Origin of the sequence: Streptomyces sp. 8N706, assembly GCF_052245415.1 — a bacterium.
In the GTDB taxonomy this organism is placed as follows: Bacteria; Actinomycetota; Actinomycetes; order Streptomycetales; family Streptomycetaceae; genus Streptomyces.
Genome location: NZ_JBQQBW010000060.1, coordinates 15,791 through 42,468 on the forward strand (window position 1 = coordinate 15,791; position 26,678 = coordinate 42,468).

The window sequence follows — 26,678 nt, forward strand, 5'->3', positions numbered from 1 at the left end:
GTACGGAGGGTGGGGGGCCGCCTGTCAGCAGGGAGACCGCCATGACCGAACACACCTACCGGGTGACCGAAATCGTCGGATCATCGCACGAGGGAGTCGATGCCGCCATTCGTAATGGGATCCAGCGCGCCTCGCAGACCCTGCGCAATCTGGACTGGTTCGAGGTGGTCCAGGTGCGGGGAAACCTTGCGAATGGCGAGATCGAGCACTTCCAGGTGGGGCTGAAGGTCGGCTTCCGCCTGGAGGGCGACGATGACTGAGAAGTCCCCGGGAGGTATGCGTCCGATCGGGGTCTCCGTCCCGCGGGCGGCGCAACAGAACGGGCATATAAGGGTCAAAACGGGCAAGATGTGAAGGGAGTGGCGGCGGACCCCGCCGTTCGCCACGTTCCTCATGGGGAGGACTCCCGTGCCCGTAAGCCTGGAGCAGTTGCGCCGTTGCACGGTCGCCGTCGACCTCGGCGCGGCGAGGACGAGGGTGTACGTCAAGGACACCGGTCTGGTGGTCGACGAGCCGAGTGTGGCCGCGGTGAACACGCGCAGCGGCGCGCTGCTCGCCGTCGGCGAGTTGGCCGAGCGGATGACGGGCCGCACCCCCGACCACATCCGGGTGGTGCGCCCGATCTCCGGTGGCACCGTGGTGGACATCGACATGGCGCAGCGGATGCTCCGTCATCTCATCGGCGGCAAGCTCCGCAAGGCGTGGCGGCGCAAGCCCACCCTGCGGATCGCTGCCTGCACCCCGCACGACAGCGAGCCGCTCACCCAGCGCGCCGCCGTGGAGACGCTCACGGCGCTCGGGGCCCGGCGGGTGGAGCTGGTCGACACCCTCATCTGCGCGGCCGTCGGGTGCGGGCTGCCCGTCGAACAGCCCGAGGCCACGATGATCGTGGTGTGCGGCGCGGCCACCACCCAGGTCGCGGTTCTCTCGCTGGGCTCGGTCGTGGCCGCGGAGACCATCCCCGTCGGCGGCAACTCCATCGACCACGCGGTGGTCGAACACCTGCGGAACGAACACGAGTTGATGCTGCCGAGCCCGGCGGTGCGGCCCCTGCACCTCGTCCTGGGCTCGCCGGACGGTTCGGACAGCACGGAGGTGCACGGCAGGGACGTCACGACCGGACTCGCCCGCTCGGTCGTCGTGGACACCGAGGGCGTACGGCGGGCCATCGGCACCCCGTTGACGGGTGTGCTCGACGGGATCCGCTCGGTGCTCCGGCGCTGCCCGCCGGATCTGGTCGCCGATCTGTCCGACCGCGGCATCATGCTCGCCGGGGGCAGCGCGCTGCTGCCGGGGCTCGACACGATGCTCAGCCAGGCGACGGGCATGCCGGCCAACACCGCCGAGCGGCCCGACACCTGCGCGGTACGGGGCCTGGGCGCCATGCTGGAGGGCAAGGTGCGGCCGTTGCACATGGACCCGCTGGCGGGTTGACCCGCGGCACCGCCGGGCCCGGGGCCGTACCGGCGGATCGGGCCGGGCCTCGCGAAGTTCGCCGAGGCTCTCGCGAAGGAGCTGGGACCGGACACATCCCGTCATCGGCCAGGGTGTCCAGCCGCGCGCCCGCGCCCTGTCCGGTCTCCGGCCCGCCGCGTACGGAGTGGCCGGGCGCCGGAGAAGACGAGCCGGACAGTCCTTCGGGCCGAGCCGCAGCGCCGGGCCCGCGGCGGTACGGGCGGCTCCTCGTCGCCGGTGAACGCTGACACCACCGTGACACCGGGGGCGGGGCGCGTGATCCGCACCCCGCCCCCGGCACGGTTCACGGGAAGGGCGTAGCCAGGACGGCGAAGGCCAGGACGGCGAACCTCAGGTCTTGCCTTCGCGCTCCTGCGCATCCCGCAGCGCGGCCGACACCGTCGCCCAACGGGCCCGTACCACCGCGAACCCGGCCTGTTCGCAGGCCTCGCAGACGAGTTGGTCGTCGTCCACGAACATCCGGATCTCCCGGTCCCGCGCCAGCCTGCGCAGGATTTCGGGCTTCACGAACCGGGCCGGACGCCGGTCGCTGTCGCGTCGCATCAGCAGCCTGCCGTCCGGCAGCCCGTGACCGGCGAGCCAGTCCAGGCTGTCGCGGCGACAGCGCTCGGGCCGGCCCGTCACGTACACCACTTCGCACGCGCGCGCACTGTCCCGTGCCAGCGCCACGCCCTCGGCCAGCGGCGGGTCCTGCGGAGCCGCGGCGAAGAAGGCGGCCCAGTCGCGCGGACGGCGCTCCAGGAAGTGCTGGCGGTGAGCGGTGTCGGCCAGCGTCCCGTCCAGGTCGAAGACGGCGAGCGGCCGCTCCTCATCGCTCATGAGGCATCCACCAGGGACAGCGCGTGCAGCCGCTCCGGGGGCCCGGGGCGGGCGTAGTACCAGCCCTGGGCGGTGTCGCAGCCGAGGATCCGCAGATGCTCGGCCTGGGTTCCGGTCTCCACGCCCTCCACCGTAACCGCGAGGTCGAGGGTGTGGGCGAGGGAGACGACGCCCTCCACGATCTTGATGTCGACCGGATCGGCCGGGTCCTGCTGCATGCCCCGGGTGAAGGAGCGGTCGAGCTTGAGCGTACTGACCGGCATACGGCGCAGGTTGGAGAGGTTGGAGTAACCGGTGCCGAAGTCGTCCAGGGCGATGTCGACGCCCAGGTCGGCGAGTTGCCGCAACGGTCTCAGCAGTGACTCGTCCGCTCCGATCAGCGCGCTCTCGGTCACCTCCAGGCACAGCCCGCTGGGTTCGAGCCCGGCGTCCTTGAGGACGTCCACCGTGTCGCGGACCAGGCCCGGGTGGCGCAGCTGGAACGGCGAGAGGTTGACATTGACCCGCAACGGGCCCTCGCTCCGCCCGAACTGCCAGTCACGGGCCTGGCGTACGGCCTCCTCCAGCACCCAGCGGCCGAGCGGCACGATCAGCCCGGTGTGCTCCGCCAGCGGGATGAACTGGTCGGGGCCGAGGACCCCGCGCCGGGGATGGCACCAGCGCACCAATGCCTCAGCGCCGTGCACGGCACCGTCGCTGAGCCGGACGAGCGGCTGGTACTCGATGAAGAACTCGCCCCGCTCCAGGGCCATCGGGAGGCTGGTGGTCAGACCGTGCCGGGTGATGGCCACGACCTCGGCCTCGGGATCGGCCAGTTCGTAGCGGTTGCCGCCCGCCGCCTTCGCCCGGTACATCGTGATGTCGGCGCTGCGCAGCACCTCGGCAGAGCCCAGTTCCCCCGTGGGCCCGTCGACGATGCCGATGCTGCCGCGGACGGGCAGCTCGCGGCCGTCCAGCCGTACCGGTTCGGCGAGTGCGTCCAGAATGCGGCGCGCGAGGGCGGTCACGTCCTCCTGCGTCTCCGGGTCGACGATGAGGGCGACGAACTCGTCACCGCCGATCCTGGCGATCAGCTGGTCCGGAGAGGTCAGGCAGGTCTGCAGCCGGTCGGAGACGGCCACCAGCAGCTGGTCGCCGACGGCGTGCCCCAGGCTGTCGTTGACGCACTTGAACCCGTCCAGATCGAGGTAGCACAGACCGAAGCGGGCCGCTCCGCCGAGCGCCGCCTCCAGACGCTCGAAGAACAGCGTGCGATTGGGCAGCCCCGTGAGCGCGTCATGGGTGGCCTCGTACCGCAACTGCTCGTGGAGCAGCCGTCGTTCGGTGACGTCCTCCATCAGCGCCATCATGTACTGGGGCTCGCCCGCGCGGTCCCGCAGCAGCGAGACGGTGAGGTTGGTCCACAGCACGGTGCCGTCGTTGCGGTAGTACGGCTTGTCGACGCGGTAATGGTCGCGTTCGCCCCGGGCCACCTCCCGCTGGAGGTTCCACACCCCGGGTGTGTCCTCCGGGTGGCCCCAGTCGGTGACCCGACGGCTGCGCACATGGTGCTCCAGCCCTCCGAACATCTTGGTGAGCGACGTGTTGACATCGAGGATGTTCCCGTCCATGTCCGAGATCCCGATGCCGACCGAGGCGCCCTCGAAGACGGCCCGGAACCTGGCCTCGCTGGCGTGCAGGGCCTTCTCGGTTTCGGCCTGCGCCCTCAGCGCCGCCCGCGACATCGCCTCCTGCTCGCCGAGCGTGCGCTCCCGCAACGCCCGCGCGAAGCCGGCCGCCATGGAGTGCTGGAGCCTCACAGAGCGGGCGCGGCTCTCCTCGGTCGGCATCGGGTCGTCGGCCGAGCAGCAGTACAGCACCAGATACGAGTCGACGACGCCGAGGGAGTGGGGCAGGGCACTGGGGTCGGTGCAGTGGGCGTCGACCAGCGCGGACCCGACCGCGAGCGCGGGGCTGGGGTCGAACGGCCGCGCTTGGAGCGCCTCACTGAGGGTGCGGGCCAGCGGGACCAGATACTCCTCGAACTCCGCGCGTGTCATCGACGTCGCGGTGGCCGGATATATGGCGCGGCTCCATATTCTCGCGAACCGCCGCAGCCGGCCCTCCGGCCCGTCCTGCGGGCCGTCTCCTTCCCGGTTCCCGGCTACCCCGGGGGGTCTGGTCACGCCTTGCGTCCTACGCCGGCGAAACCGGTGAAGACGACCGGGTCCTCGTGCTCGGGCGGGCTGTCCGGACGCCAGTTGGGCATGGCGGCCAGACCGGGGTCGACCAGTTCGAAGCCGTCGAAGAACCGCTCGATCCCGGCACGGGATCGCATGATCAACGGTGCACTCGCCTTCCGGTACAGCTCTTCCACCCGGTCCCCCTGGTCGGAGGAGGTGGGGCCGCCTTCGGTCGACGCATGGGTCAGCACCAGGACGCTGCCGGGGGCGAGGGCGTCCCGCAGTTCGGCGACCGCGCCCCAGGGGTCCTCCTCCTCGACCATGAAGTGCAGCACGGCGATCAGCAGCAGCCCCACCGGCCGGTCGAGATCCAGGAGTTGGCTCACTTGGGGGCTCTCCAGGATGCTCCGCGGCTTGCGCAGATCGGCCGCGGCGATGCCCGCGTGGGCGTTGCCCTCCAGTACGGCCCGGCTGTGGGCCACGGCGACCGGGTCGTTGTCGACGTAGACGACCCGCGCACCGGGGCTGGCCGTCTGAGCCACTTCGTGGACATTGCCGAAGGTGGGTATGCCGGAGCCGATGTCGAGGAACTGAGTGATGCCGGAGTCCACCGCGTACCGTACGGCGCGGCGCATGAATGCCCGGTTCGCTTGCATGATCTTGGGAAGGCCCGGCATGATCTCGATTGCTTTTCGGGCGGCTTCCCGGTCGACCTCGAAGTTGTGTGAGCCGCCCAGGTAGTAGTCGTAGATCCGGGATACGCTCGGCACGGAAAGGTCGATGCCCTGGGGGGCCCAGGAGGGGCGCTCCATCAATGGTCTCCAGCTCGTCAGCATGGTTGGTCCGGCCATGTTCATGCCGGTGTCTGAGCTGAGGCTACTGACCGCCCGTGAACAGGGGAACCTCAAACGGAAATCTTCGGTCCGTTCTTGTCACAGACCACAGGCATGTGCGCCGGGCGCGAATGTGGTATTGCGCCCCGCGCGCAGGGGGCGTGCGACAGTCCTCCGCCTTAACGGAGTTCCAACGCCTCGCCAGGGCCCGGCACTTGGACCGACCGGTGGCGGGCAATGCCGCTGCGCGTGTTTCGTTCGAGGGGCCGGATGCCCAGGTGGTACGCCTTCCCGGGCGCGGATTCCACGTCCAACTGTTATGCCGGGCCCCGATGCTGAAGTCCCGCCACCGAAGTGGTCGATCATTAAACCATTCCAGGAAGTCGTCCGGCCTCCCAGACCGGCCTCTTCCCTGGCGGATTGATCCACTCGAAGGCTTCCCGGGTATGGACGAGGCGGGAAAGGGGCCGCCTTCGCGCTCTGCCGGAGCCCCGCATTTCCCGAGGTAACAGGCGACTTCGCCGGTACGCGTCGTGAATGCGGCAGGGCGATGCCGCGCCGACGGCAGTACGCGTTGGGACGCGTACCAAACACGGCGCGCCGTAGATCCATCCGACGGAGGGAATCTCCCGCGCATCGTGGCTGAAAGGCGTGGGAGCGACACAGGATCTCCGGCGTGAACGTCGCATGGCATCGAGCCGGAGTCGTTGTCGCCGGCGCAGGCCTCGGGGTGGCGGGGGCTGTGGGGTTCGTGGGGAGTTTCGAACGGCCCGCGGCCGCCTGGGAGAAGCCCACCCCGCACATCACCATGCCTGCCTGGGGCGTCCCCGGAGTACGGGCGAGGAGCCCTGCGGCGAGGGGGCCTGGGGCGACGGGCCCTCGGGCGGCTGCCCGCCGGGCGACGCCCCCCGCCTGGACGGGACCCAAGGTACGGGTCACCGCGTCCGCGGGGCACTCCGTCGCCGAAGTGGAGATCTGCCCCGGGTCCGTGCACCACCTGGTCGCGTCCGCCGGTCCCGGCGGCGCGGTCGCCAGGATCACCTGTCCCAAGGCGCCACCGGCAGCGCCCCCGGCTCCGCGCCCCGAACCGCCCGCACCGAAGCCGCCGGCACCCCGCCCCGCCGCGCCATCTCCCCCGGCTCGCCCGGCACCGCCGTCGCCGCCCCCGCCGCCTGACCCGACGCCCCCACCAAGGCCCGCACCGAGGCCGCCGAGCCCGCCTGCCCCGTCGCCCAAGGCCTCGTCCTCGCCGGAGCCTTCACCGGTCGCCCTGCTGGCGCGGCCCTACCGCAAGCCCGCCCGGGAGAAGCCGGAGGACGGATCCTCGGTGGTCGTCTTCACCCTGCTGATCACCGCACCCGCCGTACTGGCCGCGGCCGCGCTGCGACCGCGCTCCCGCCGTTCATGACGGGCTTTCCCACCCGCTTCCCCGACCCGCTCCCCTTTCGGACCCGCTGTCCCGACCCGGCCGACCCGACCTACGGAGGACCTCATGCCCGGATGGCTGGTGCTGACCTTCGCGATGGCCGCCGCGTGCACCGTCGTACTCACGATCGTGCTGCTCAACCAGCGCCGCGTCAGGGATGACGACGACCCTTCGGCAACCCCGGATGTCCTCGAGTACATGACGATGATGATCGGCGTGGTCTACGCGATCGTGCTCGGACTGGCCATCGCGGGCGTCTGGGAGGCCCGGGGCGCGGCAGCGGACGGAGTGCGGACCGAAGCCCAGGCGCTGCACGAGGTGAGCGCCCGCGCCGGGGTGTATCCGGCGGCCGTCCGCCACCGGATCCGTCAGGACATCGACGCGTACGTGGGACATGTGGTCACCCGGGAGTGGCCGTACATGGCCGAGCACGGCGCGCTCACCGACCGCGGTACCGCCCTGATCGCCCGGGTCCGGCACGATGTATCCGGCCGTGTCCCGCGCACCGAACTGGAGAGCCAGGCCTACCAGCCCATGGTCGACCAGGTGGCCGCCGCCGACGACGCGCGGGGCGCACGGGCGTCGAACGCGGGCGCGACCATGCCGGGGGTGGTGTGGTTCGGCCTCATCACCGGTGCGCTGGTGACCATCGGGATGATCTTCGTTCTGCAGATCCGCCGCTCCGGGCGCGAGCTGCTGCTGGCCGGTCTGTTCAGCGCGCTCATCGCGTTCCTGCTCTTCCTGATCTGGTACTTCGACGCACCACTGGGCCGGGGGACCGCGGACGCGGCCAGTCCCTTCCTGGATCTCTTCCCCGGGGCGGTCAAGGGAAGGTGACACGGCGTCGGGGCGGACCACCCGGAGGGCAATGCCGCGGGGAGGTGCTCGGAGGACAAGGGTGTCGGGACGAGTCCGGAGCCCCAAGGGCGTCGGGGCAGCGGCGACGCGGGCGGGATCCGGATGACCGTCGACATGCTGCGGACCGCGGGCGCCCCCGTGGACACCCCCGAGGCCGACGGCGAGCCCGCCGCAGAGCCCGGGAGGGCAACGCCCCGGGAAACGGGCCCACAGGGCACCCGCGGTGGTACGGCACGGGAGGACGACGCCGTCGGGCTCACGGCCGATGTCGCGGCGGGCTGACGGGGAGTGACACGGCGTCGGTGGCGGGAGACCACGGTCACCCGCTCGGCCCCCACCAGCGGGCAGCCTCGCCCCGGCACCTGTTCGCTCGTCATGAGGCGCGGCCCCTGCCGACTTCACGGAACCGTCTCCGTGACCGCGCCATGGGGAGCCCGCCATGCGCCCACGCCACCTCCTCGCCGGTGGAGCCCTGGCCGCGGCCGTCGGCCTGGGCACAGCGGGCCCCGCCCATCCCTCAGCTCCTACAGATCCCTCGGGCCCCTCGGGCTCGTCAGGCCCCTCGAGAGGGCAGCCGGTGGTCATCGAGCCGAACCCGGCTCCGGCGGGCAGCCTGATCTCCGTGTTCGACGGGGGCAACTGCGGCGGTTCCCGGGGGCTGGTCACCTTCCGGGACGGCGATGCCCCCGCGAAGGTCCCCAGCGTCCGGCTCACCCCGCTGCGTGACCGGGTGGGGGGCGCGAGCACGGTGCCCCTGCACACCGAGCCCGGGTCGTACACGGTCTCCCTGATGTGTCACGACGACAGCGGGACGGTCCGGGGCCCGTTCACCGGCACCCTACGAGTCGTCGCGGGCCACCGGCCCGACCACCCCCGGGGCGCCACGCAGGCGGGCCTGGGCGGCAGCGCCGCGGTCGACGCCCGCGAAGCGGGCATGGGCGCCGCGCTCGTGGCCGCCGCCGTCTCCGGCGCCGTGCTGCTGCACCGTGGACGTGCGCGGCGTGGCCGGGGCTGACACCGGCGGGAGGGCGGCGCGGACATGGGCGGGCCGGCGGACAGGGACGGGAGCGCGGACAGGCGGAGGACGGACACGGGCGTGAGCCGGGCCAAGGCCGGGAGGACGGACCGGGGCGGAAGGACGAACCGGGGCGGTCCGGAGCCGGAGAGCACGGGGCGCTGGGGCACCGCGGCCGTGATCACCGCACTGCTGGCAGGCGCCTGGTTGCTGGGCGGCGCCCAGGACCCGCCGCCCCAGCCCTCCGCGTCGGAAGCCGCGGCCGGGCAGGGCCCCGCGGGCCCGGACCGCCTCCCGGGCGCGCCGATGAGCCATGCGGAGCCCGTGCGCGTACGGATCCCCGCCATCGGCGTCAGCGCACCCGTGGTCCGGCTGTCCCTGGACGCCTCGGGGCGGCTGCAGACCCCGCCCGCCGGGCGCGGCAATCTGGCGGGCTGGTACGCGGACGGCCCGTCGCCCGGCCAGCGCGGGAACGCCGTGATGGCCGGTCATGTCGACACCGCCCGCGGGCGGGCGGTCTTCTTCGCTCTCGGCTCCCTGCGCCGGAACCACACGATCGAGGTGGACCGGGCCGACGGCAGCCGGGCGGTGTTCGCGGTCGACGCCGTGGAGATCCACTCCAAGGACCACTTTCCGGACCGCCGGGTCTACGGCCCGACCACCCGCCCGGAGCTCCGCCTGATCACCTGCGGCGGAGCCTTCTCCCGGACGTCCGGCTACCAGGCCAACGTGGTCGTCTACGCACACCTGGTGAGGCCCGGCCGGTCCACCGAGGCCGGGCCCGGATAGCCTCGCCGGTGTGGACGACAAGGTGCCCGCGCCGTTCGAGCGCGGAACGGACGGCCCCAAAGTGATCGTCGCCGGAGTGGACGGCTCCGAGTCCTCGTGGCGTGCTGCCGCGTACGCATCGGGACTGGCACGGCGGCAGAACGCACTGCTCGCGATCGTGTACGTACAGCCGGTCCTCGCCGCGGGGGCGGCACTGGGCGGCCCGGTCGTGGAGACGACCACGGAGGTCGCCGAGGAGCTGATGGCCGAGATCAGAGCCGCCGCCGAGCGGCTGCGCGGCATCTACGACGTGCGCTGGGAGTTTCACACCTTCCGCGGCGACCCCTTCAGCGGACTGGTGCGGGCGGCGGACGAACTCAGGGCGGACGCCGTGGTGGTCGGCGCCTCCGAGCAGGCCGGGCACCGCATCATCGGATCGGTCGCGGTCCGTCTGGTGAAGGCCGGCCGCTGGCCGGTCACCGTCGTCCCGTAGAACGTCCGGCTACCACGACGTCTCGCGGACCGTGGCCTTGTCCTCGGGCTCCGTGGTCGCGGTGATCACGGACTCCCGGCGGTCGCCGGAGAACGTCACACTCAGCGTGGTGGGCTCGGTCTGGGACGTACGGACCGTGAAGCCGCGGGTCGGGATGGCGGAGACCAGGCACACCCCGTCGCTGCCGAAGCGTACGGAGGCCTGCCCTCCGACGGACTGGATGGTGTGCACTCCCGAGCCGCCCTCACCGCAGTCGCCGCCCCCCGCCGTCGGGCCCGCGCCGCCCGGGCCGGGCTTCGCCGTTTTCGAGGGCGCAGGGGTGGGCCGGGGCGTCCTGCTCGTGGCGGACGGCCTCGGAGAGGGCTTGGAAGTCGGCTTACCGATGCTCGGGGACCGGCTCGGCTTCGGGGGCTTGCTCGGCCGGTGCGTCTGCCCGGACGGCGAGGCGAAGACCGTCGGCGCCGAGCGCGCCACCGGTGGGGTCGGCTTGGTCGATCCCACCACGAAATGGACCGTGAGAATCACCGCCGTGACGCTGACGGCGGTGCAGGACAGCCATATGAGCAGGTAGCGCAGGTACCGGGACACGACACCATACTGGCGGACCGGCTACCGTGCTGGGTCATGGCATCCGTGCTTCTCGTCGAGGACGACCCCGTGATACGCAGCGCACTGATCGAAGTGCTCTCGGCTCACGGCCATGTGGTGCACAGTGCGTCGCAGGGGTTCGAGGCGCTGCGCGAGGTGACGCAGCGGCCGCCGGACGTCGTCGTGCTGGATCTCGGGCTGCCGGATCTGGACGGCACGGACGTGCTGCGGATGCTGCGAGGAATCTCACAGGTCCCCGTGGTGGTCGCCACCGCCCGGGACGACGACGCCGAAGTGATCAAACTGCTCAACGCGGGCGCCGACGACTATGTGGTCAAGCCGTTCTCCGGCGGGCAGCTCGCCGCCCGTCTCGGCGCGGTGCTGCGGCGTACGGCCCCGCCCGCAGCGGTGCCGTATCCCGCGGGCGGGGCCGAGCAGGCCGGCGCAGTCCCGGCGGCGGCGCACCGGGCACTCCAGGTCGGGGAGCTGGTGGTCGACCCCGCGGCCCGTACGGCGCATCTGGCAGGGCAGGAACTGCGGCTGACGCGGCGGGAGTTCGATCTGCTGGCCTATCTGGCGGCCCACGCCGACCAGGTGGTCTCGCGGCGGCGGATCCTCGCCGACGTCTGGCGCCAGCCGTATGTCGAGGACCAGACCATCGACGTCCATCTTTCGGCGCTGCGCCGCAAACTCGGCGAGCGTGCGGCGCAGCCCCGCTATCTGCACACCGTGCGGGGCATCGGGATCAAGCTGGTGGCGCCGAGATGAGACGCGCTCTCGCCGGGGTCGCGCTCGCGGTGACCTCCATGGTGGCGCTCTCCTTCCTGATACCGCTCGCCCTGCTCGTCCAGTCCGAGGCACGCGGCCGGGCGACGACGGAGGCCGAGCAGCGGGCCGCCGCGCTGGCTCCCGTGCTCGCGCTGACCACCCGGCCCTCCGATGTGCAGCAGGCCGTATCGGGTCTGGACGCCGGGGACCGGCTGGGGGTGCACCTTCCGGGCGGCGACGTCATCGGGGCGGAGCACGCCCCGGAGGCCGGCCTGGACCGGGCCGAGCGGGAGCGGGAGACGCTGGCCCTCGGCACGGCCGACGGATGGGTCTACCTCCAGCCCGTGATCCTGGCCAAGAACAGGGTCGCCGTGGTCGAGTCCTTCGTACCGCGCTCGGACCTCGACCGGGGGGTCGCGCTGTCCTGGGTCGTCATGTCGCTGCTGGCGGTGGGGCTGGTCGGTGGATCGGTGGTCGTCGCCGACCGGCTGGGGGCCCGGGTCGTACGGTCCTCGCGGAGCCTGTCGCAGGCCTCGAACGCCCTGGGGGCGGGCGATCTGGAGGTGCGGGTCGAACCGGCGGGGCCGCCGGAGCTCCAGGAGGCGGGCACCGCGTTCAACTCGATGGCGGACCGGGTCGTACAGCTGCTGGCGATGGAGCGCGAACTGGTCGCCGATCTGTCGCACCGGCTCCGGACACCGCTGACCGCACTGCATCTGGAGGCCGAGCGGATCGGTTCGGCTCCCGGCGCGGAACGGCTCACCGCCGCGATCACCCAGCTGGAGACCGAGCTGGACTCGATCATCTCCGCCGCGCGGACACCGCTCGCTGTCGGGCCGCTGGGGGCTGCCACCGACCTCCGGGAGCGGCAGCGCGCCACCGCCCCGGGCGGGCCCGACGAGCGGTGCGAGGTCTCGGGGGTGGTCCGGGCGCGGGTGGAGTTCTGGTCGGTGCTGGCCGAGCAGCAGGGGCGCTCCTGCAGGCTCTACGCCACGGCCGAACCCACTCCGGTCCGGCTGCCGTACGACGATCTCGCGGCGGTCGTCGACGCGCTGATCGGCAATGTCTTCCAGCACACGCCCGAGGGGACGGCGTTCGCCGTACGCGTGGAGCGCACGGCTCAGGCGGTGGTTCTCGCGGTGGACGACGCCGGCCCGGGCATCGCGGACCCGGGCCTGGCGCTCGCCCGGGGCGTGAGCGTCGGCGGCTCGACGGGCCTGGGGTTGGACATCGCGCACCGCGCCACCCGGGCCACGCGCGGGCACGTACGGATCACTCGCGGCCCGATGGGCGGCGCGCAGGTGCAGGTGACGCTGGGTCTGGCGGCCGAGACGAAACGGGGGCTGGGCCGCTCGTCACGGCGCACCCGGCGGTCGTCCCCGTCCCAGCTGTCCCGGGCCCGCGAACCCCGCCCGGACTGAGCCCTCCCCGGCCGGGGAGCGCCGCACGGCCGGGGCGCCCCCGCGGGCCCCTTTCGTGTGTCACGCGGGCGACCGGACGCCCCGCACGGAGACGCCGGACCAGCGTCCGCCGCCCGGAACGGCCAGGCGGGCATGACGGTGGGACACGAAGACCTTCGCTGTGCGGTGGACACCTCCACCGCATGGGAGGTCTTCGCCATGGATCAAGCCCGCCCCGCGTCAACCACGCTCGTGATCAAGAGACCTGGTCCTGTGACCGGGAAGGTTTGCCGCCCGGTCACAGCACTAGCGGCTGGTGCCGAAGTCCTGGGTCCACCAGGGGCCGCCGTCGCCCTCGTGAAAGCCGACGCCCAGCTCCTTGAAGTTGCAGTTGAGTATGTTCGCGCGGTGGCCCGAGCTGTTCATCCAGGCGTCCATGACCGCTTCGGCGTCCGGCTGCCCCTGGGCTATGTTCTCGCCTATCGCGGACCAGGAGTAGCCCTCCCGCTCCACACGGTCGGTCATGGAGGAGCCGTCCGGTCCGGTGTGGGACATCACCCCGGACTCGGCCATGACATCGCTGTACTTCTCGGCGGCGGCCGACAGTTTCGCGTTGGCGGTGAGGGGGCTGCAGCCCGCCGACGCCCGCTCCTTGTTGACCAGCTGGAGAATCCGGGCCGCCTCACCGGTCGCGGCGGCCGGGGCCTTGGTGACGACCGGGTCCCGCCGGGGCTCCGCCGTGACGGACCGGGTGGCACTCGGCTCCGGGGCCGCCCGGGTCGCCTTCTGCACCGTACGCCGCGGGCTCGGCTTGGCCGAGGCCTTCTTCCGCCGCTCCGACGGGCTCTTGGACGCCGTCGGGGAGGCGCTGGTCGGCTCCGCTTCCTCGGCCATGGGGGACGCCGAGGACGCGGGGCCGCCCGTCGCGGGCCGTGCTTCGGCCACCGGTGCCTCCTCACCACCGGGGGCCACCATCGCCGCCGCGGTGCCGACGCCCGCGACGACCGTGAGCGCGCCGGCTGCCAGTGCCAGCCGCCGGAGCGGCAGTCCGGCCGCGCGGTCGGTACGCCGGTGGGAGGTCGGGCGTCTGCCCTGGCGGGAGCTCATGGTGGTCGTTCCTCCGGGGGTTCTGCGGGGGTGCCGGTTGGTCATCGGCCGACCTCGCCGAGCCTAGGGGGCCACTCCGGTCGGATCATCGTTCGAACGAGATCTTCAAGAACCCATAAGACTTCGCTCAGACATGGCTTCGGATCACCGCCCGCACTTTCCCGGAACGGCGTCCACCCGTCCCCGTACGGCTGCGCGACGATGAACGGCCGTCAGCTGTCGACGGAGAGGGCATCGCATGGCCGGGCTCCGGAGAGCACAGGGCGCCCCGCGCCGGGAGGCGGTCGAGCACATCACGGGGGCCGAAGGCGGTGCGGGCCAACGGCTCGACCGGGCCCCGGGGTTGTGACAGCCCACCGCCATCCACGGGCGCGGGTCTGCGGGTGCGCCGGGGCCTCGGCGTCGGCGGCATCATCGGCGTCGGCGTCGGCGTCGGCGTCGGCGGCATCATCGGCGCCCTATCTTCACCCCGGCCGGGACCGTCGCCCATGGCGCCGCCACTCCGGACCGGCGAGCGCGGAGCGGTCCGCCGAAGGCGGCACCGAGAACCGGACCTGGAGGCCGGGGCCCGGGACCCGGGATCCGGCTCGGTTCCGCTTACTTCAGGAGGCGGGACATACGGCGGTCCGCGAGCGGTTTGCCGCCCGTCTGGCAGGTGGGGCAGTACTGGAGCGAGGAGTCGCTGAAGGACACCTCGCGGATCGTGTCCCCGCAGACGGGGCACGGCTCGCCGGTGCGGCCGTGCACCCGCAGCCCGCTCTTCTTCTCGGCCTTCAGCTTTCCGGCCGCCAGCCCGTGGGACCGCTCGACCGCCTCGCGCAGGGTCGTCCCCACAGCCTCGTACAGCCGCGCCGTCTCCTCCCCGTCCAGGCTCGCCGCGAGCTTGAACGGGGACATCCGCGCCACATGCAGGATCTCGTCCGAGTAGGCGTTCCCGATTCCGGCGAGCACGCTCTGGTCGCGGAGCACCCCCTTGATCTGGCGGCGCTCGTCACGCAGCAGCCCGGCGAACGCCTCCTCGGTGAAGTCACCGGCGAGCGGGTCGATGCCGAGCCGGGCGATACCCGGCACCTCGGCGGGGTCGTGCACGACATGGACGGCGAGGCGCTTCTGCGTGCCCGCCTCGGTCAGGTCGAAGCCGGTCCCCTCGGGCTCGGCCAGGTGCAGCCGCAGCGCCAGCGGGCCCTTGCCCCGGCGGGGCGGGGCCGCCGGCAGGTTCTCCCGCCACTGCAGCCAGCCCGCCCGGGCCAGGTGGACGACCAGATGCAGTCCGTCGGCAGTCAGATCGAGGAACTTCCCATGGCGCCGGGCGGCGGTGAAGGTCAGCCCCTCGAGCGCGGTGACCGGCGGGTCGTAGGTCTTGAGGACGCTGACCGCCACAGGCTGCACCCGGGCGACCGACCGGCCCACGAGATGCTCGGCGAGGAACCCGGTGAGAGCTTCGACCTCCGGCAGTTCCGGCATGCCCCCAGTCTGCCCCAGCACCGCCCGAGCCGTGCGGATCAAACGGCCGTACGGATGCGGCGGAGGCGGGCGGCCGGGCGGTCGCGCCGCACAGATCCGGCCGGCCGTACGGGATCCCGCGGAGATCAGGCGCAGCGTAGGGACGCCGCGGGAGTCAGGGGCACCGTACCGATGCCGCAGAGATCAGGGGCGCCGTACGGACGCCGCGCGGGAGTCAGGGGCACCGTACCGATGCCGCGGAGATCAGGACCGCCGGAGCACCGGGGTCTCCGGCGCGGCGTTCTCCAGGGGGACGGCGTCGGAGCGCACCAGACCGAGCTGTACGGCCTGGCGCGGGAGCACCGCGTCCAGCAGCCAGTCGGCCCCGACCCGCACCCGGTTTCCGGGCATGGCCATCAGGTGGTAGCCACGGGTCACCGTCTTGGCGAGGGGGCCGGACATCGCTACCCCCAGAGGGTTCGCCGCCGCCTTGAATCCGCCGAGGTCGACAACGAAGCCCAGGTCACGGTGTTCGTACGGGCGGCGCTCGCCATGCCCGAAGGAGGCGGCGATATTGTGCGCGGCCCTCTTGCCCTGGCGGGCCGCGTGCTGGGCGGTCATCGGGGTGATCTTGCCGGGCTTGGTGAGGTCGGGCACCGCCGCGGCATCACCGCAGGCGAACACCTCCGGGTGGCCGGGGACGGTGAGGTACTCGTCGACGACCAGCCGCCCCCTCTCCGTCGGCAGCCCCAGGTCCTCGACGAGCGGGTCGGGGCGTACGCCGACACACCAGACGAGCGTGCGGCTGGGCACGAACCGGCCGTCGGTGAGGTGCACCCCCTCCTTGGTCGCCTCCTCCACCGAGGTGCCCGTACCCACCTCCACTCCGCGCCCGGTCAGCACCCGGGTAGCGGTCTCGGACATGTGCTCGGCCAGTTCGGGCAGCACCCGCGGCGCCACGTCGAGAAGCAGCCAGCGCGGTGGCTCCTGGAGACGGAGCTCCGGGTGCTGACGGGCGAGCTCGTCGGTGAACAGCTTGCCGTTGGCGGCCACCTCGGTGCCGGTGTAACCCGCGCCGACGACGACGAACGTGCAGCGTGCGGCGCGCTCCTGGGCGTCGTCGCTCGCACCGGCCAGCTCGATCTGGCGGGTGATGTGATCCCGCAGATACAGCGCCTCGGGCATCCCGCGGAATCCGTGGGCGTGCTCGGTGACACCGGGGACGGGCAGCAGCTTGTTCACACTGCCCGCCGCGAGGACCAGCCGGTCGTAGCCGACCTCGAGGTGGCTGCCCTCGGGATCGGTGACGCCGACGCGGCGCCGGTCGAGGTCGACCCAGTCGGCCGTGCCGAGGACGAGCCGGGCCTCCGGCAGGGTTCCGACGAGCGACACCGACACGCGGCGGGGCTCGAGGATGCCGGTCGCCACCTCGGGCAGCAGCGGTACGTAAAGAAAGTAGTCGGTGGGGTTGACCAGGACGATCTCCGCCGCCCCCCGGGCAAGGCGGGCCAGCGTACGAGCGGTCTGGTATCCGGCGAAGCCGGCTCCGATGATCACGATGCGCGGTCGGCTCATGTTCATTCCCCAGCGGATCGACATGGACGGTTCCGCGGCTCCGGGTTCCCTCTTCCTCCACGCCGAATCACCCGGGGGCCTCATCCGGTCACCCAGGGGGTCTCATCCGGCCGGTATCCCGACCCGGGCGGCATGAAGTGCGCAGTCCAGGGCGTGCGTTCACTGTGGGCACGGACGCCCCGGGAGATGGTCCGGTCCGTGGCATGGCCGAGGCAGCCCGTGGGGCGCCCGTCCTCGCGGTGCCCCGCGGCATGGCGCGGCACGCTTCCGGGTGCCCCAACTCGCGGAGAGCGGCCGATCCTTGACTTGCCACCGCCGGCCAGCCAGCCTGACAGGCTCTGACAACGTTGTCTCACCTCGGGTGGAGGCCGTTCATGGCAAGGACCCAGCGCAGCGGAAGCCGCGCGCAGCGGCGTACGCGCCCAGCCCCGGTCGGGGGCGCCCGCCCTGTCCGGGCCGCCGTCGCTGTGGCCCTGCTCGCCGCGGTCCTCACCGCCCCCGCCGCGGCGGATGCCGACCATGGCCGCCGCGGCGGGCTCACCGATCTCGTCAACCCCTTCATCGGCACCCGTGACGACGGGAATGTGTTCCCCGGCGCCACGGTCCCCTTCGGGATGGTCCAGCTCTCCCCCGACACGGGCCACACCACCGGATACGACTGGGACGACTCCCGTATCCGAGGTTTCTCGTCCGTCCATCTGGCCGGTGCCGGCTGCGGCATCGGCGGCGATCTTCCCGTCATGCCCACCACGGGGAACATCACCGCCACCGACAACGCGGACTACGCCTCCGCGTTCACCCATGACGAGGAGACCGCCTCGCCCGGTTACTACAAGGTCCGCCTGGCCGGATACGGCGGGATCACCTCCGAGCTGAGCGCCACCGAGCACACCGGCCGCCACCGCTACACCTTCCCCTCCACCCGCAAGGCCAATGTGCTGCTCAACACGGGCCAGGCGCTGCACAAGGTCACCGACAGCCGGATCCGGATCCTGGACGAGCGCACGGTCGCCGCCAGCATCACCGGCAACGGTTTCTGCAAGAAGACCGAGCCGTACACGGTCCACACCATCACCCGCTTCGACCGGCCGTTCGCCTCGTACGGCACCTGGACAGGCGACGAGGTCACCGCCGGCAGCGACTCCTCCGCGGGCTCCGGACGCCGTGGCGGGTACGTCCGCTTCGACACCACCGGCGGAGACCGCGATGTGGAGGCCACCACCGCCATCAGCTACGTCGACCCGGTGGGTGCGTCCCGGAACCTGGACGCGGAGGGGCAGGGCTCCTTCGACATGGCGACGGCCGCGGCGCGGGGCGCCTGGGAGGAGAGGCTCGCGCAGGTCCGGGTGCGGGGCGGCGGCGAGGAGCGGCGGCGCACCTTCTACTCCGCCCTCTACCGGGCCCTGCTCCACCCCAACACCGGTCAGGACGTCGACGGCCGTTACACCGGCTGGGACGGGGAGGCGCACCGTGCGGAGGGCTTCACTTACTACCAGAACTGGTCGCTGTGGGACAGCTATCGCACCCAGGCGCAGCTGCTCGCCCTGCTCGCCCCGCAGGAGCTGCGGGACATGGCGCTGTCGTTGCTGACGGTGGACGAGCAGGGCGGCTGGCTCCCCAAGTGGGGCTACGGCCCGGTCGAGACGAACATCATGACCGGCGACCCGGTGACGCCGTTCCTCACCAACGCCTACCGGCAGGGCCTGCTGACGGGCCATGAGGAGAGGACCTACCGCGCTCTGGTGAAGAACGCGGACGGGGTGCCGCCGGTGGACTCCCCGTACGTCGGCCGGGAGGGCAACCGCGAGTATCTCGCGCAGGGCTTCGTCCCCCATCTGCCGAAGCGGGCGAAGCGGAAGCCGGGGGACTCCGACTATCACCACGGCGGCTCCGCGACCCTGGAGTACGCGCTCGCCGACGCCGCGCTGGCCGGGATGGCACGGGAGCTGGGGCACGGGGCGGACGCCGGGCGCTATGCCACCCGTGCACAGAACTACCGCAAGGTCTTCGACCCGTCCACGGGCTTCTTCCGCCCGCGCGATGACAAGGGCGCGTTCACCGGTCCCGCCGATCCCGCGCAGGGCAAGGGATTCCACGAGGGCACGTCCTGGCAGTACACCTGGCTGGTGCCGCAGGATCTGCCCGGTCTGGTCTCCCTGCTGGGAGGCCGGGCGGCGACGGAGCGGCGGCTCGACTCCTTCTTCGCCTACGACCAGCTGCGCTCGGACCCGGCGGGCACGGCACGCGAGCGGTGGGTCAGCGGCGCGTACGACTACTACACCGCGGACAAGTACAACCCGCGGAACGAGACGGACCTCCACGCCCCGTACACCTACCTGTGGACGGGGAAGCCCTGGAGGACGACGGAGGTGGTCGATGCGGCGTCGACTCTCTTCACGGACGCTCCCGACGGCGTCACGGGCAACGAGGACCTGGGCGCCATGTCGTCGTGGCTGGTGCTCTCCTCGCTGGGCGTGTACCCGGTCTTTCCGGGCACGGACGTCTGGGGGCTGTCGACACCGGCCTTCGACCGGGTGGACCTTGCGTTGGACCGCCGCTGGTATCCCCGCGGCAGCTTCCGGATCTCGGCACCGGGCGCCGGTGACCGGCGCTACGTGCAGTCGGTGAGCGCGGGCGGCAGGGACCTGGCGCGTACCTGGATCAGGACGGAGGACATCCGGGCGGGGCGGGATCTGTCCTTCCGCGTCGGCGCCCGGCCGTCGCGCTGGGGCACAGACGCGGGTGATGCCCCACCGAGCGGCCCCTGAGCCGCCCGCGGCGCGGGCGGCGGGCGAGGGTCTCTGCCCGGAGGTGGCGGTGGTGGTGGCTCCTGGGCGGCGGTTGACTGTCGGCCCGCCTCCGAGCCGGAGGACCGGGCGGCGGCCGGCGGGTCACGACGCCGGTGGCCACGCAGCTCAAGGCCCGCCAGCAGCGCCGGCGCAGCCTCACACCGTCGTATGGCGGCCCCCTGTCGTATGGCGGCCCCCCTGGCCGGAGGACCGGGAGCCGCCCGGCGGGTACGACCCGTGGCCGGGAGGGTCACGGCCAGGGCGGCAACGGCGCCGCCGCCTGTCGTCGTCGGCGCGCCCTATCGGTAGGTGTCCCTCCGGTGGGCCGTGCGGGTGGCGTTGAGGGCGTCGACGGCGCCTCGCGCGTCCCCGATCGTGGTGTAGTCGACGGCGACGAAGGTGACCGGCCGGCCACGCTCCCGCTCACAGGCGCGAACCCGCTCCAGCACCCGGCGGCGGCTGTTGACCTCGCCGGCGTCGAGCCGGCTTCCGCCGCCCACGGTGACGAAGTGGTTGAGCAGGAACAGCCGCTTGTCCCTTCCGCCGCGGTTGGGCGCGCAGGACATGTCCCGCGGGCTGCTGAAGGAGTACGGCGTCTCCATGCCGTACCGGTAGAAGTTGCGGTACCAGGGTGCGGGACCGTCGGACCGCTCGGCGAAGACCACCAGGCGCCGGCCGCTGTCGACCATCTCGCCCAGCGTCGGCCACGGCCGGCGGGGGTCGCTGTCCGGCACGTACAGCAGGTGCTCCAGGCCCGCCTCGTGGAAGGCTCGCGCGGTGTCCTCGCCGCTGATGCCGTCCTGGACGATCAGCGTGACGATCTCGCCCGGATGGGCCTCCAGCCAGGCGCCGACCTTCCGGAGCGCGGGGACGAGCGCGACGGCTCCGCCGCGGCAGACCGAGTGGCACAGCCACAGACCGCCGCGCGGCGGATTGATGCGGCCGAGAAGGCGGGAGAGGTCGGCCTCCGTGTCGGGGAGGACGCCCGATTCCCGTAGCTGCTCGGCGACTTCGCCGGGTGTCTCCCAGGTGTGGGTGTCGATGAGGAGCGCGCGTACGCCTGCGTCGAGCTGGCCGGTGATGCCAGGGTCCTGGAGCGGGCCGATGAAGCGGTCCTCGGTGGTCGACATGGCGTTGTGCGCGGCGAGTTGGGCCACTTCGTCGTACCGCCGGTCGCACAGGGTGGCGTATCCCTGGCAACGGCGTGGTACGGAACCGCCGATCGCCGCGGGCGCGAGCGCCGCCCCGGAGGCTGCGATCACGGCGACGCCCGCCGTCACGGCCCACACCCGCGGGGACCCGCGCCTCACGGCCCCGGCCCGGCGCCTCCCGGCAGCGCGCCACAGCAGGCCGGCGGAGGCCAGGAGCAGCCCGGCCGCCAGCGGTACGGCGGCGGCGAGCAGCCCGGCGGCCGTCAGCCGGTCGGCGGCCGTGACCTGGACGTCCTCGACCAGCCGGGCGAGCGAGTGCGGCCAGTGCGGGGACGGGGCGACCATGGCGTCCCGGGCGAAGAGCCGGCCGATGCCCACGGCGGTCGCGGCGAGGGCCCCCCCGGTGGCCAGGGCCGTACCGACGGCCGTCATCCGGCGGGCGACGGTGCCGGGCACGGCGGCCCAGAGCACCAGCAGCGCGAGAGCTCCGCAGATCACGGTCAGCGTCTGGCCGGGGCCCAGCCCCAGCTGGGTGATGGAGCGGGCCTTGCGCACCACGGTGAGTCCGTCGGCACGGGGATGGTCGAGATCCGCGACGACCTTCACGTGTCGGCCGTCGGTGACGACATGCAGGGGGCCGGACGCGCCGCCGTCGGAGGCCGGCGCCCCGGCCAGTGGCCGTGCGGGGGGTGTGCCCGGCCCGTCCGATGCGCTCGGTTTGTCTGGTGTGTTCGGCGTACGTGTGCCCGGTGTGCGTGGCTCGCCCGGTGTGTCGGCTGTTCCGAGCGCGGCCGCGAGGCCGGGTCTGAGGGCGTCCCGGGCGCCGACCGGCACGGTGGAGAGCAGCACGGCGTCCGTGGCGGCCGGAACGTCCCGTGGTGCGAGCACCCGGGCGGGCAGCGCATGGGCCCGCTGGGCGCCGACGGCCCCGCGCAGCCCCGCCGCGATCGCCTGCAGGTCGTCCGCGGGCTGCTCCTGCACCGCTTCGAAGAAGTCACCGAAGTAGATCCTGATCAGATCGCCCAGGTTGGCGAGCACCGGTTTCAGATCGGCCGTCATACGCAGCGCCGGTTGGTCTCCGCGCAGATAGCCGACGGCGTTGCCGATCTGCTGGTCGGTCAGGGCCCGGACGGCCGTGGGCGGCAGCACGGTCTTGAGGTTGGAGGTGACCACGCCCTGGGGCACGGGGAGCCTGGCGAGGAGTTCCCGGGCGACGTCGGAGGATTCCGGATCCACGAGGACCTCGTCGTAGAGCCGGTCGTACGCCCGCTGTTCGTCCAGGACCTCCTGGTAGTAGCCGCGGTTGAGGGCGGTACTGCGCACCGTGCCGGCGGCGACGAGGACGACCGTGGAGAACACGACGACGACGAACGCCGTCCACCGCACGGCTCGGCGGCGCAACGGCTGGCGGGACAGCGCCGTGCTGCCTGTCGGCGCCGGTACGGGCGTGCGGCTCATGGTCCCCTCTCCGCTGGCTCCCCTCTCCGACCCTGGAAGGTGACGGACGGGGCGGCCAGCGGTGGGACCCATGCGGGTGAGGGGGAAGGGAACCCACGTCGGCGTGGTCAGGTGATGCGAGCCGTTGGTGCAGTCGGCGGGTATGCCGCGCTGGGTGCAGGCCCCAGCCGGTCAGGGCGTGACGCCCGGCTGAGGACAGACACGCCCCGGCGAGACATGAGCCCCCTGAGGACAGGCCCGGCCCCCACGGTGAAGCCCCGCCGGAGTGGGCCCCAGCCGGTGAGGCATGCGGCTCGGTCGCAGGTGGGCCCGGCCGGGTCTCAGGCCGCCATGCCCACGAGCCGGCGCGCGGCCGCGACGACGGCGGACGCGTCGATGTCGGCCGCGTGCAGCTGTTCCTCCGGCGTGGCGGAGGCCGGCATGGCGCGTACGGCCAGCCGGACGAGCCGGGGCGGCACCGGACGGCCGTCGGTGAATACCTCGGCCACCGCGTCGCCCAGTCCGCCCTCGGGGTGGTGATCCTCGACGGTGATCAGACAGCCGGTCGCCTCGGCGGCCGCCCGCAGTGTGGCGGTGTCGGCCGGCTTGAGCGAGTAGAGGTCGATCACCCTCGCGGCGATGCCCTCTTCGGCCAGCGTGCCGGCCGCTGCCAGCGCCTCGTGGACGGTCACTCCCGCGGCGACCAGGGTGACCCGGTCCGCGTCCGAGGAGCGCAGCACCTTGCTGCCGCCGACCGGGAACTCCTCGTCGGGGCCGTAGATGACCGGGGTGTCGCCGCGGGTGGTGCGCAGATAGCCGACTCCGGGACGGTCCGCCAACGCGGCCACCAGGCGGGCGGTCTGGTTGGCGTCGCAGGGGTAGAGCACGGTGCTGTCGTGGATCGCACGGAACATCGCGAGGTCCTCCAGCCCCATCTGGGACGGCCCGTCCTCGCCGATGGCCACACCCGCGTGCGAACCCACCACCGCGAGATCGGCTCGGCTCACCGAGGCCATGCGCAGGAAGTCGTGGGCCCGGGTGAGGAAGGCCGCGAAGGTGGCGACATACGGGGTCCACCCGCGCGCCTGCATCCCCACGCCCGAGGCGACGAGTTGCTGCTCGGCGATGTAGCACTCGAAGTAGCGGTCCGGGTTCTCCTTGGCGAAGTACTCGGTCCGGGTGGAGTCGCCGACCTCGCCGTCGAGGGCCACGACGTCCTCACGCGCGGCACCGAGCGCCGCGAGTGCCTGCCCGTACGCCGTACGGGTCGCGGCCTTGTCCCCGAGGTCGTACCGGGGCAGCTCCAGAGGGGTCGAGGGACGCTGGGGCTCGCGGACCTCGGGCGGCGGGTTCACATCGACCTTCACATGGCGTACGCCCCCCAGCTCCGCGATCGCCTCGGCGGCATCCGGCACGGGCTTGCCGTGGAAGCCCTCCCGGTCCTCCAGAGCCCGCACCCCCCGGCCCTTCATCGTCCGCGCGATGATCGCGGTGGGCCGCAGGGCCGTGCTCCGGGCCTCGGCGTACGCCTCCTCGATGGCGCCGACGTCATGGCCGTCGATCTCGACGGTGTGCCAGCCGAAGGCCTGGATGCGCCGGGCGTACGCGTCGAGGTCCCACTCGTGGCGGGTGGGGCCGCGCTGGCCGAGGCGGTTGACATCGATCACGGCCGTGAGGTTGTCCAGCCGCTCGTGCCCGGCGTGTTCGAACGCCTCCCACATCGAGCCCTCCGCCATCTCGCTGTCCCCGCACAGCACCCACACGCGGTACGGCAGCCGGTCCAGCCGCTTACCCGCCCAGGCGACACCGGCGCCGACCGGCAGCCCCTGCCCGAGGGCCCCGGTGGCCACGTCGACCCAGGGGAGCACGGGCGTCGGATGCCCTTCCAGCCTGCTGCCGAGTCTGCGGAAACTCAGCAGCTCGTCGTCGGGGATCGCCCCGGCCGCCTTGTACATGGAGTAGAGCAAGGGTGACGCATGGCCCTTGGAAAAGATCAGATGGTCGTTGCCGGGGTGCTCCGGCCGGTCGAAGGAGTACTGCAGATGCCGTGCCAGCAGTACGGCCATGAGGTCCGCCGCCGACATCGACGACGTGGGGTGACCGGAACCGGCGGCATCGGCGGCGCGTACCGAATCGACGCGGAGCTGCTGTCCCAGCTCGCGCAGCTGTTCGTCATCCATGTCCGTCCTCCGCGCTCAGGGGCTGACGCGAGTACCCAGGCGCGGGGGCCCCACACAGGACGGTCGTGATCCATCACGCCCCCCAGATCGCGAACCTTCATTCGACACGCTTCCGAACCGTGTGCGAGGGCCTCGCTCCCAAGAGGGTGGCGCAGGGTGGCGAAGCAACCAAGTGACAGGTCTCGCCCGCGGGTTGGTGATTAGCCTGCGGTGATTGCGCCCCCCGCGTTCGTCCTGGCTGATCGAGAGGCCTGCGATGCCCGAAGCCCCTACCCGTACCGCGCAAGGGGAGCCGCGTCGGCCCACGCTTCCGACGGGTGACGGACACGGTGGGTCACCGTCTCATGGGGCGACGGCCGACGCAGCGATACGGGCCCGGCTCCGACGGGGCCTCCCTCCCGCCGGCCCTCCTGGCACAGCGGACGAGAGGCCCCGTACACACCTTCGCGGAGAGCGGGCAGCCACCAGCTCTCCAGCCCCGGCCCCACCCCCGAGGAGAAGATCACCATGGTGAGCGACCTGCGCACCGGTCGGACCACGGACCTTTCCTGGCTGCTGACCGGCCTCGTCCAGCGTGTGCCCCACACGCGCAATGTGCTGCTGTTGTCCTCCGACGGACTCGTGAAGGCCGTGCACGGCCTCGACACCGACAGCGCCGATCACATGGCCGCCCTGGCCTCCGGTCTCCACTGTCTCGCCCGCAGCGCCGGAAAGCGGTTCGGGGACGGGGGCGAAGTACGGCAGGTCGTGGTGGAACTGGACACCACCCTGTTGTACGTGTCCCACGCCGGTTCCGGTGCCTGTCTGGCCGTCATGGCCGAGCGTGATGCGGACGCGGCCGTGCTCGCCTATGAGATGGCTCTGCTGGTGAAGAGCGTCCGCCCGTATCTCGTCGCTCCCGCCCGGTAGCCGGTCGCCCGCCCGCCGAGCGCGGACGGGTTCACCGCAGGAGGCCGGCGTGGGGGATGGCGTCATGCCGCCCGTCCGCCCGGTGGCCCGGTCCGGCTTTCCTCGACGGCGGACGGAGTTGGCCGACCGATAGCACGGACGGGTTTCGGCCACCGAGCGGGCAGGGGGCCACGGCGGCGGTTGTTCATGGCGCCGCATCCGACTCCTGGTGGTGAAGGGCTATGGCCTGCAAGGCCGTTGTCGCCAAGCGGCACGCTGCCGTCCGGCTGCCCGTTCCACGGACTCGTACGCGCGCCCGGGGGTACGGTGCGCCGGCTCCGTCAGCGCACGGGCGCCGGGAGTTCACCAGGACGGCGAGAGACGTACGGCCCGTCCGGCCCGGACCTGCTGGGCACCCTCATGCCCTGCCCAACTGCATCCTTTCATGGGCCGACCCGGCCAGAGGCGGGCGCGGGAGCGATACGGTGCTCCTGTGGCGATCAACGGGGACGAGACGGTGGAGACGGTGCCGGGGACCGCGCTGCTGATTGCGGCAGCCCCCGTCGGCAAGGGCCGTCTGATGGACACCACCGCCGTGCTTCCGGCACTCGCGGCCGTACCGCCGCGTGTGCTCACGGGGACGGCCGGGGCGAGTGTGGTGGAGCTGGTGGACCCCGCCGATCCACAGGTCGTACTGACCCGGCTGCGCACCGCCGCGGCCTTCCCCGGGCCCCTGCTCATCCATCTCATCGGGCAGCTGACCCTCGACCGCAAACAGCATCTGCCGCATCTCGCACTGGCGCGCACCTCGGCGACGACCGTGCGCTACACCGGGTTCCCGTGGCACTGGCTGACCGCCGAGCTCCAGCACCGACCGGCGGGCAGTACGGCGATGCTGGCCGACCTGGTGACCGACGCGGGCGCATGGGCCCATCTCCGGGCGCGTCCGGGGGCGCTGAGCCTCGGCGGTGTGGATCTGTACGGAACCGTGGCCCCGCCGCCCGAGCGCCGGGCCGTCGCCTCCCCGGCCTACAGCCGAGCCGTCTCGGAGATCCTCCGGCCCGCGACGGCCCGCCCGCCGCTGGTGGACCTGCACCGGCGGGCGCTGGCCATGGCGGGACTGCCCCACGGCGAACACCTCCTGCTCGGCGCGGGGTTGGAGACGGCAGCGTTTCCCGTCCCGGGAGCGGCCGACTCGTTCCCCGCCCCGGGCAGCACGGGCGCCTTCCCCCTCCCGGACCCAGGCCCTACGGGCAACTCCGCCCCGGGCGGCGTCAGGACGAGCACGGTCCCAGGCGACGGCGGTAACGGCGCGGTCTCCGCCCCGGGCCCCAGCAGCATGGGCACCGCCCCCGCCCCGGGTGCAGGCCTTACGGGCAACTCCGCCCCGACCACAGACAGGACGAGCACCGTCTCGGGGCCCGGCAGTTCCGGGCCCGCCCCGGGCCTTGGCAGCTCCGGCGTCTCCCCCGCCCCCGTCCCCGGCGCAGAGACCACGGGCA

At 72.6% G+C, this 26,678-nt stretch carries 22 protein-coding genes; 13 read left to right on the forward strand and 9 right to left on the reverse strand.

The features are described from left to right. Window positions 1-41: 41 nt before the first annotated feature. Both ACTWQE_RS21640 and ACTWQE_RS21645 read left to right on the forward strand, forming a co-directional pair. Entirely contained in the window at window positions 42-260 is a 219-nt protein-coding gene (locus ACTWQE_RS21640; protein WP_443330664.1) for a dodecin, read from the forward strand. A gap of 148 nt (window positions 261-408) precedes the next feature. Next, window positions 409-1,434: a rod shape-determining protein gene (locus ACTWQE_RS21645; RefSeq protein WP_443330665.1), complete on the forward strand. Its 1,026-nt coding sequence runs from the start codon at window positions 409-411 to the stop codon at window positions 1,432-1,434. Between the two features lie 372 nt (window positions 1,435-1,806). Here ACTWQE_RS21645 and ACTWQE_RS21650 read toward each other — a convergent pair whose 3' ends face one another. The 3 genes from ACTWQE_RS21650 to ACTWQE_RS21660 are packed head-to-tail and all read right to left on the reverse strand — an operon-like array spanning window position 1,807 to window position 5,269. Continuing rightward, window positions 1,807-2,295: a phosphatase domain-containing protein gene (locus ACTWQE_RS21650; protein ID WP_443330666.1), complete on the reverse strand. Its 489-nt coding sequence runs from the start codon at window positions 2,293-2,295 to the stop codon at window positions 1,807-1,809. After that, on the reverse strand, window positions 2,292-4,460 hold the full coding sequence (locus tag ACTWQE_RS21655; RefSeq protein ID WP_443330667.1) for a putative bifunctional diguanylate cyclase/phosphodiesterase: 2,169 nt from the start codon (window positions 4,458-4,460) through the stop codon (window positions 2,292-2,294). The genes ACTWQE_RS21650 and ACTWQE_RS21655 overlap by 4 nt, the downstream gene beginning before the upstream one ends. Continuing rightward, window positions 4,457-5,269: an SAM-dependent methyltransferase gene (locus ACTWQE_RS21660; protein WP_443330668.1), complete on the reverse strand. Its 813-nt coding sequence runs from the start codon at window positions 5,267-5,269 to the stop codon at window positions 4,457-4,459. Before ACTWQE_RS21660 ends, ACTWQE_RS21655 begins: the two co-directional genes overlap by 4 nt. Window positions 5,270-6,782: 1,513 nt before the next feature. On the opposite strand from ACTWQE_RS21660, the gene ACTWQE_RS21665 reads away from it, so the two are divergent. The 5 genes from ACTWQE_RS21665 (at window position 6,783) to ACTWQE_RS21685 (ending at window position 9,850) form a co-directional block, all read left to right on the forward strand. Beyond that, the gene (locus tag ACTWQE_RS21665; RefSeq protein WP_443330669.1) at window positions 6,783-7,553 is read left to right on the forward strand and encodes a bestrophin-like domain; all 771 of its coding nucleotides are present in this window, start codon (window positions 6,783-6,785) and stop codon (window positions 7,551-7,553) included. Between the two features lie 123 nt (window positions 7,554-7,676). Next, the gene (locus ACTWQE_RS21670) at window positions 7,677-7,856 is read left to right on the forward strand and encodes a hypothetical protein (RefSeq protein WP_443330670.1); all 180 of its coding nucleotides are present in this window, start codon (window positions 7,677-7,679) and stop codon (window positions 7,854-7,856) included. 157 nt (window positions 7,857-8,013) lie between these two features. Continuing rightward, a complete protein-coding gene (locus tag ACTWQE_RS21675; protein WP_443330671.1) occupies window positions 8,014-8,589 on the forward strand; it encodes a hypothetical protein in 576 nt (191 codons plus the stop codon). A gap of 81 nt (window positions 8,590-8,670) precedes the next feature. Then, on the forward strand, window positions 8,671-9,378 hold the full coding sequence (locus ACTWQE_RS21680; RefSeq protein WP_443330672.1) for a class F sortase: 708 nt from the start codon (window positions 8,671-8,673) through the stop codon (window positions 9,376-9,378). A 10-nt stretch (window positions 9,379-9,388) separates the two neighbouring features. After that, window positions 9,389-9,850 carry a universal stress protein gene (locus tag ACTWQE_RS21685; protein WP_443330673.1) on the forward strand — a complete coding sequence of 154 codons (462 nt, stop codon included), beginning with the start codon at window positions 9,389-9,391 and terminating at the stop codon, window positions 9,848-9,850. Window positions 9,851-9,859: 9 nt separating this feature from the next. Here the strand turns inward: ACTWQE_RS21685 and ACTWQE_RS21690 are convergent, their stop codons facing one another. After that, on the reverse strand, window positions 9,860-10,081 hold the full coding sequence (locus tag ACTWQE_RS21690) for a hypothetical protein (RefSeq protein ID WP_443330674.1): 222 nt from the start codon (window positions 10,079-10,081) through the stop codon (window positions 9,860-9,862). Between ACTWQE_RS21690 and ACTWQE_RS21695 the strand changes: the two genes are divergently transcribed. The 3 genes from ACTWQE_RS21695 to ACTWQE_RS21705 are packed head-to-tail and all read left to right on the forward strand — an operon-like array spanning window position 10,071 to window position 12,627. Then, on the forward strand, window positions 10,071-10,421 hold the full coding sequence (locus tag ACTWQE_RS21695; protein WP_443330675.1) for a hypothetical protein: 351 nt from the start codon (window positions 10,071-10,073) through the stop codon (window positions 10,419-10,421). The two genes, ACTWQE_RS21690 and ACTWQE_RS21695, sit on opposite strands and share 11 nt — an antisense overlap. Before the next feature lie 53 nt (window positions 10,422-10,474). After that, window positions 10,475-11,206: a response regulator transcription factor gene (locus ACTWQE_RS21700; RefSeq protein WP_443330677.1), complete on the forward strand. Its 732-nt coding sequence runs from the start codon at window positions 10,475-10,477 to the stop codon at window positions 11,204-11,206. Then, window positions 11,203-12,627, forward strand: a complete 1,425-nt coding sequence (locus ACTWQE_RS21705) for a sensor histidine kinase (RefSeq protein WP_443330678.1) — start codon at window positions 11,203-11,205, stop codon at window positions 12,625-12,627. Before ACTWQE_RS21700 ends, ACTWQE_RS21705 begins: the two co-directional genes overlap by 4 nt. 285 nt (window positions 12,628-12,912) lie before the next feature. On the opposite strand, the gene ACTWQE_RS21710 is transcribed toward ACTWQE_RS21705, so the two are convergent. From ACTWQE_RS21710 to ACTWQE_RS21720, 3 genes are all read right to left on the reverse strand, one after another. Beyond that, window positions 12,913-13,713 carry a CAP domain-containing protein gene (locus tag ACTWQE_RS21710; RefSeq protein WP_443330679.1) on the reverse strand — a complete coding sequence of 267 codons (801 nt, stop codon included), beginning with the start codon at window positions 13,711-13,713 and terminating at the stop codon, window positions 12,913-12,915. 597 nt (window positions 13,714-14,310) lie between these two features. Continuing rightward, on the reverse strand, window positions 14,311-15,177 hold the full coding sequence (locus ACTWQE_RS21715; RefSeq protein WP_443330680.1) for an Fpg/Nei family DNA glycosylase: 867 nt from the start codon (window positions 15,175-15,177) through the stop codon (window positions 14,311-14,313). A gap of 243 nt (window positions 15,178-15,420) precedes the next feature. After that, entirely contained in the window at window positions 15,421-16,731 is a 1,311-nt protein-coding gene (locus tag ACTWQE_RS21720) for an NAD(P)/FAD-dependent oxidoreductase (protein WP_443330681.1), read from the reverse strand. 374 nt (window positions 16,732-17,105) lie between these two features. On the opposite strand from ACTWQE_RS21720, the gene ACTWQE_RS21725 reads away from it, so the two are divergent. Beyond that, window positions 17,106-19,499 (forward strand): GH92 family glycosyl hydrolase, encoded by a 2,394-nt coding sequence (locus tag ACTWQE_RS21725; RefSeq protein WP_443330682.1) that lies wholly within the window; start codon window positions 17,106-17,108, stop codon window positions 19,497-19,499. A 320-nt stretch (window positions 19,500-19,819) separates the two neighbouring features. On the opposite strand, the gene ACTWQE_RS21730 is transcribed toward ACTWQE_RS21725, so the two are convergent. Together ACTWQE_RS21730 and ACTWQE_RS21735 are read right to left on the reverse strand one after the other, a co-directional pair. Beyond that, the gene (locus ACTWQE_RS21730; protein ID WP_443330683.1) at window positions 19,820-22,129 is read right to left on the reverse strand and encodes a hypothetical protein; all 2,310 of its coding nucleotides are present in this window, start codon (window positions 22,127-22,129) and stop codon (window positions 19,820-19,822) included. A 320-nt stretch (window positions 22,130-22,449) separates the two neighbouring features. Continuing rightward, the gene (locus ACTWQE_RS21735) at window positions 22,450-24,288 is read right to left on the reverse strand and encodes a transketolase (RefSeq protein WP_443330684.1); all 1,839 of its coding nucleotides are present in this window, start codon (window positions 24,286-24,288) and stop codon (window positions 22,450-22,452) included. Window positions 24,289-24,795: 507 nt separating this feature from the next. Between ACTWQE_RS21735 and ACTWQE_RS21740 the strand changes: the two genes are divergently transcribed. Together ACTWQE_RS21740 and ACTWQE_RS21745 are read left to right on the forward strand one after the other, a co-directional pair. Beyond that, complete coding sequence (locus ACTWQE_RS21740; RefSeq protein ID WP_443330685.1) at window positions 24,796-25,197, forward strand: roadblock/LC7 domain-containing protein; 402 nt, start codon at window positions 24,796-24,798, stop codon at window positions 25,195-25,197. A gap of 472 nt (window positions 25,198-25,669) precedes the next feature. Then, window positions 25,670-26,678 (forward strand): hypothetical protein (locus tag ACTWQE_RS21745; RefSeq protein WP_443330686.1); only part of this gene is annotated, 1,009 nt, incomplete at its 3' end.

Bases quoted from the DNA above. Each gene is read 5' to 3' on its own strand.
- ACTWQE_RS21640 (WP_443330664.1), top strand. From the start codon at position 42: ATGACCGAACACACCTACCGGGTGACCGAAATCGTCGGATCATCGCAC.
- ACTWQE_RS21650 (WP_443330666.1), bottom strand. From the start codon at position 2,295: ATGAGCGATGAGGAGCGGCCGCTCGCCGTCTTCGACCTGGACGGGACG.
- ACTWQE_RS21660 (WP_443330668.1), bottom strand. From the start codon at position 5,269: ATGGAGCGCCCCTCCTGGGCCCCCCAGGGCATCGACCTTTCCGTGCCG.
- ACTWQE_RS21665 (WP_443330669.1), top strand. From the start codon at position 6,783: ATGCCCGGATGGCTGGTGCTGACCTTCGCGATGGCCGCCGCGTGCACC.
- ACTWQE_RS21670 (WP_443330670.1), top strand. From the start codon at position 7,677: ATGACCGTCGACATGCTGCGGACCGCGGGCGCCCCCGTGGACACCCCC.
- ACTWQE_RS21675 (WP_443330671.1), top strand. From the start codon at position 8,014: ATGCGCCCACGCCACCTCCTCGCCGGTGGAGCCCTGGCCGCGGCCGTC.
- ACTWQE_RS21695 (WP_443330675.1), top strand. From the start codon at position 10,071: ATGGTGTGCACTCCCGAGCCGCCCTCACCGCAGTCGCCGCCCCCCGCC.
- ACTWQE_RS21700 (WP_443330677.1), top strand. From the start codon at position 10,475: ATGGCATCCGTGCTTCTCGTCGAGGACGACCCCGTGATACGCAGCGCA.
- ACTWQE_RS21705 (WP_443330678.1), top strand. From the start codon at position 11,203: ATGAGACGCGCTCTCGCCGGGGTCGCGCTCGCGGTGACCTCCATGGTG.
- ACTWQE_RS21710 (WP_443330679.1), bottom strand. From the start codon at position 13,713: ATGAGCTCCCGCCAGGGCAGACGCCCGACCTCCCACCGGCGTACCGAC.
- ACTWQE_RS21715 (WP_443330680.1), bottom strand. From the start codon at position 15,177: ATGCCGGAACTGCCGGAGGTCGAAGCTCTCACCGGGTTCCTCGCCGAG.
- ACTWQE_RS21720 (WP_443330681.1), bottom strand. From the start codon at position 16,731: ATGAGCCGACCGCGCATCGTGATCATCGGAGCCGGCTTCGCCGGATAC.
- ACTWQE_RS21725 (WP_443330682.1), top strand. From the start codon at position 17,106: ATGGCAAGGACCCAGCGCAGCGGAAGCCGCGCGCAGCGGCGTACGCGC.
- ACTWQE_RS21730 (WP_443330683.1), bottom strand. From the start codon at position 22,129: ATGAGCCGCACGCCCGTACCGGCGCCGACAGGCAGCACGGCGCTGTCC.
- ACTWQE_RS21735 (WP_443330684.1), bottom strand. From the start codon at position 24,288: ATGGATGACGAACAGCTGCGCGAGCTGGGACAGCAGCTCCGCGTCGAT.
- ACTWQE_RS21740 (WP_443330685.1), top strand. From the start codon at position 24,796: ATGGTGAGCGACCTGCGCACCGGTCGGACCACGGACCTTTCCTGGCTG.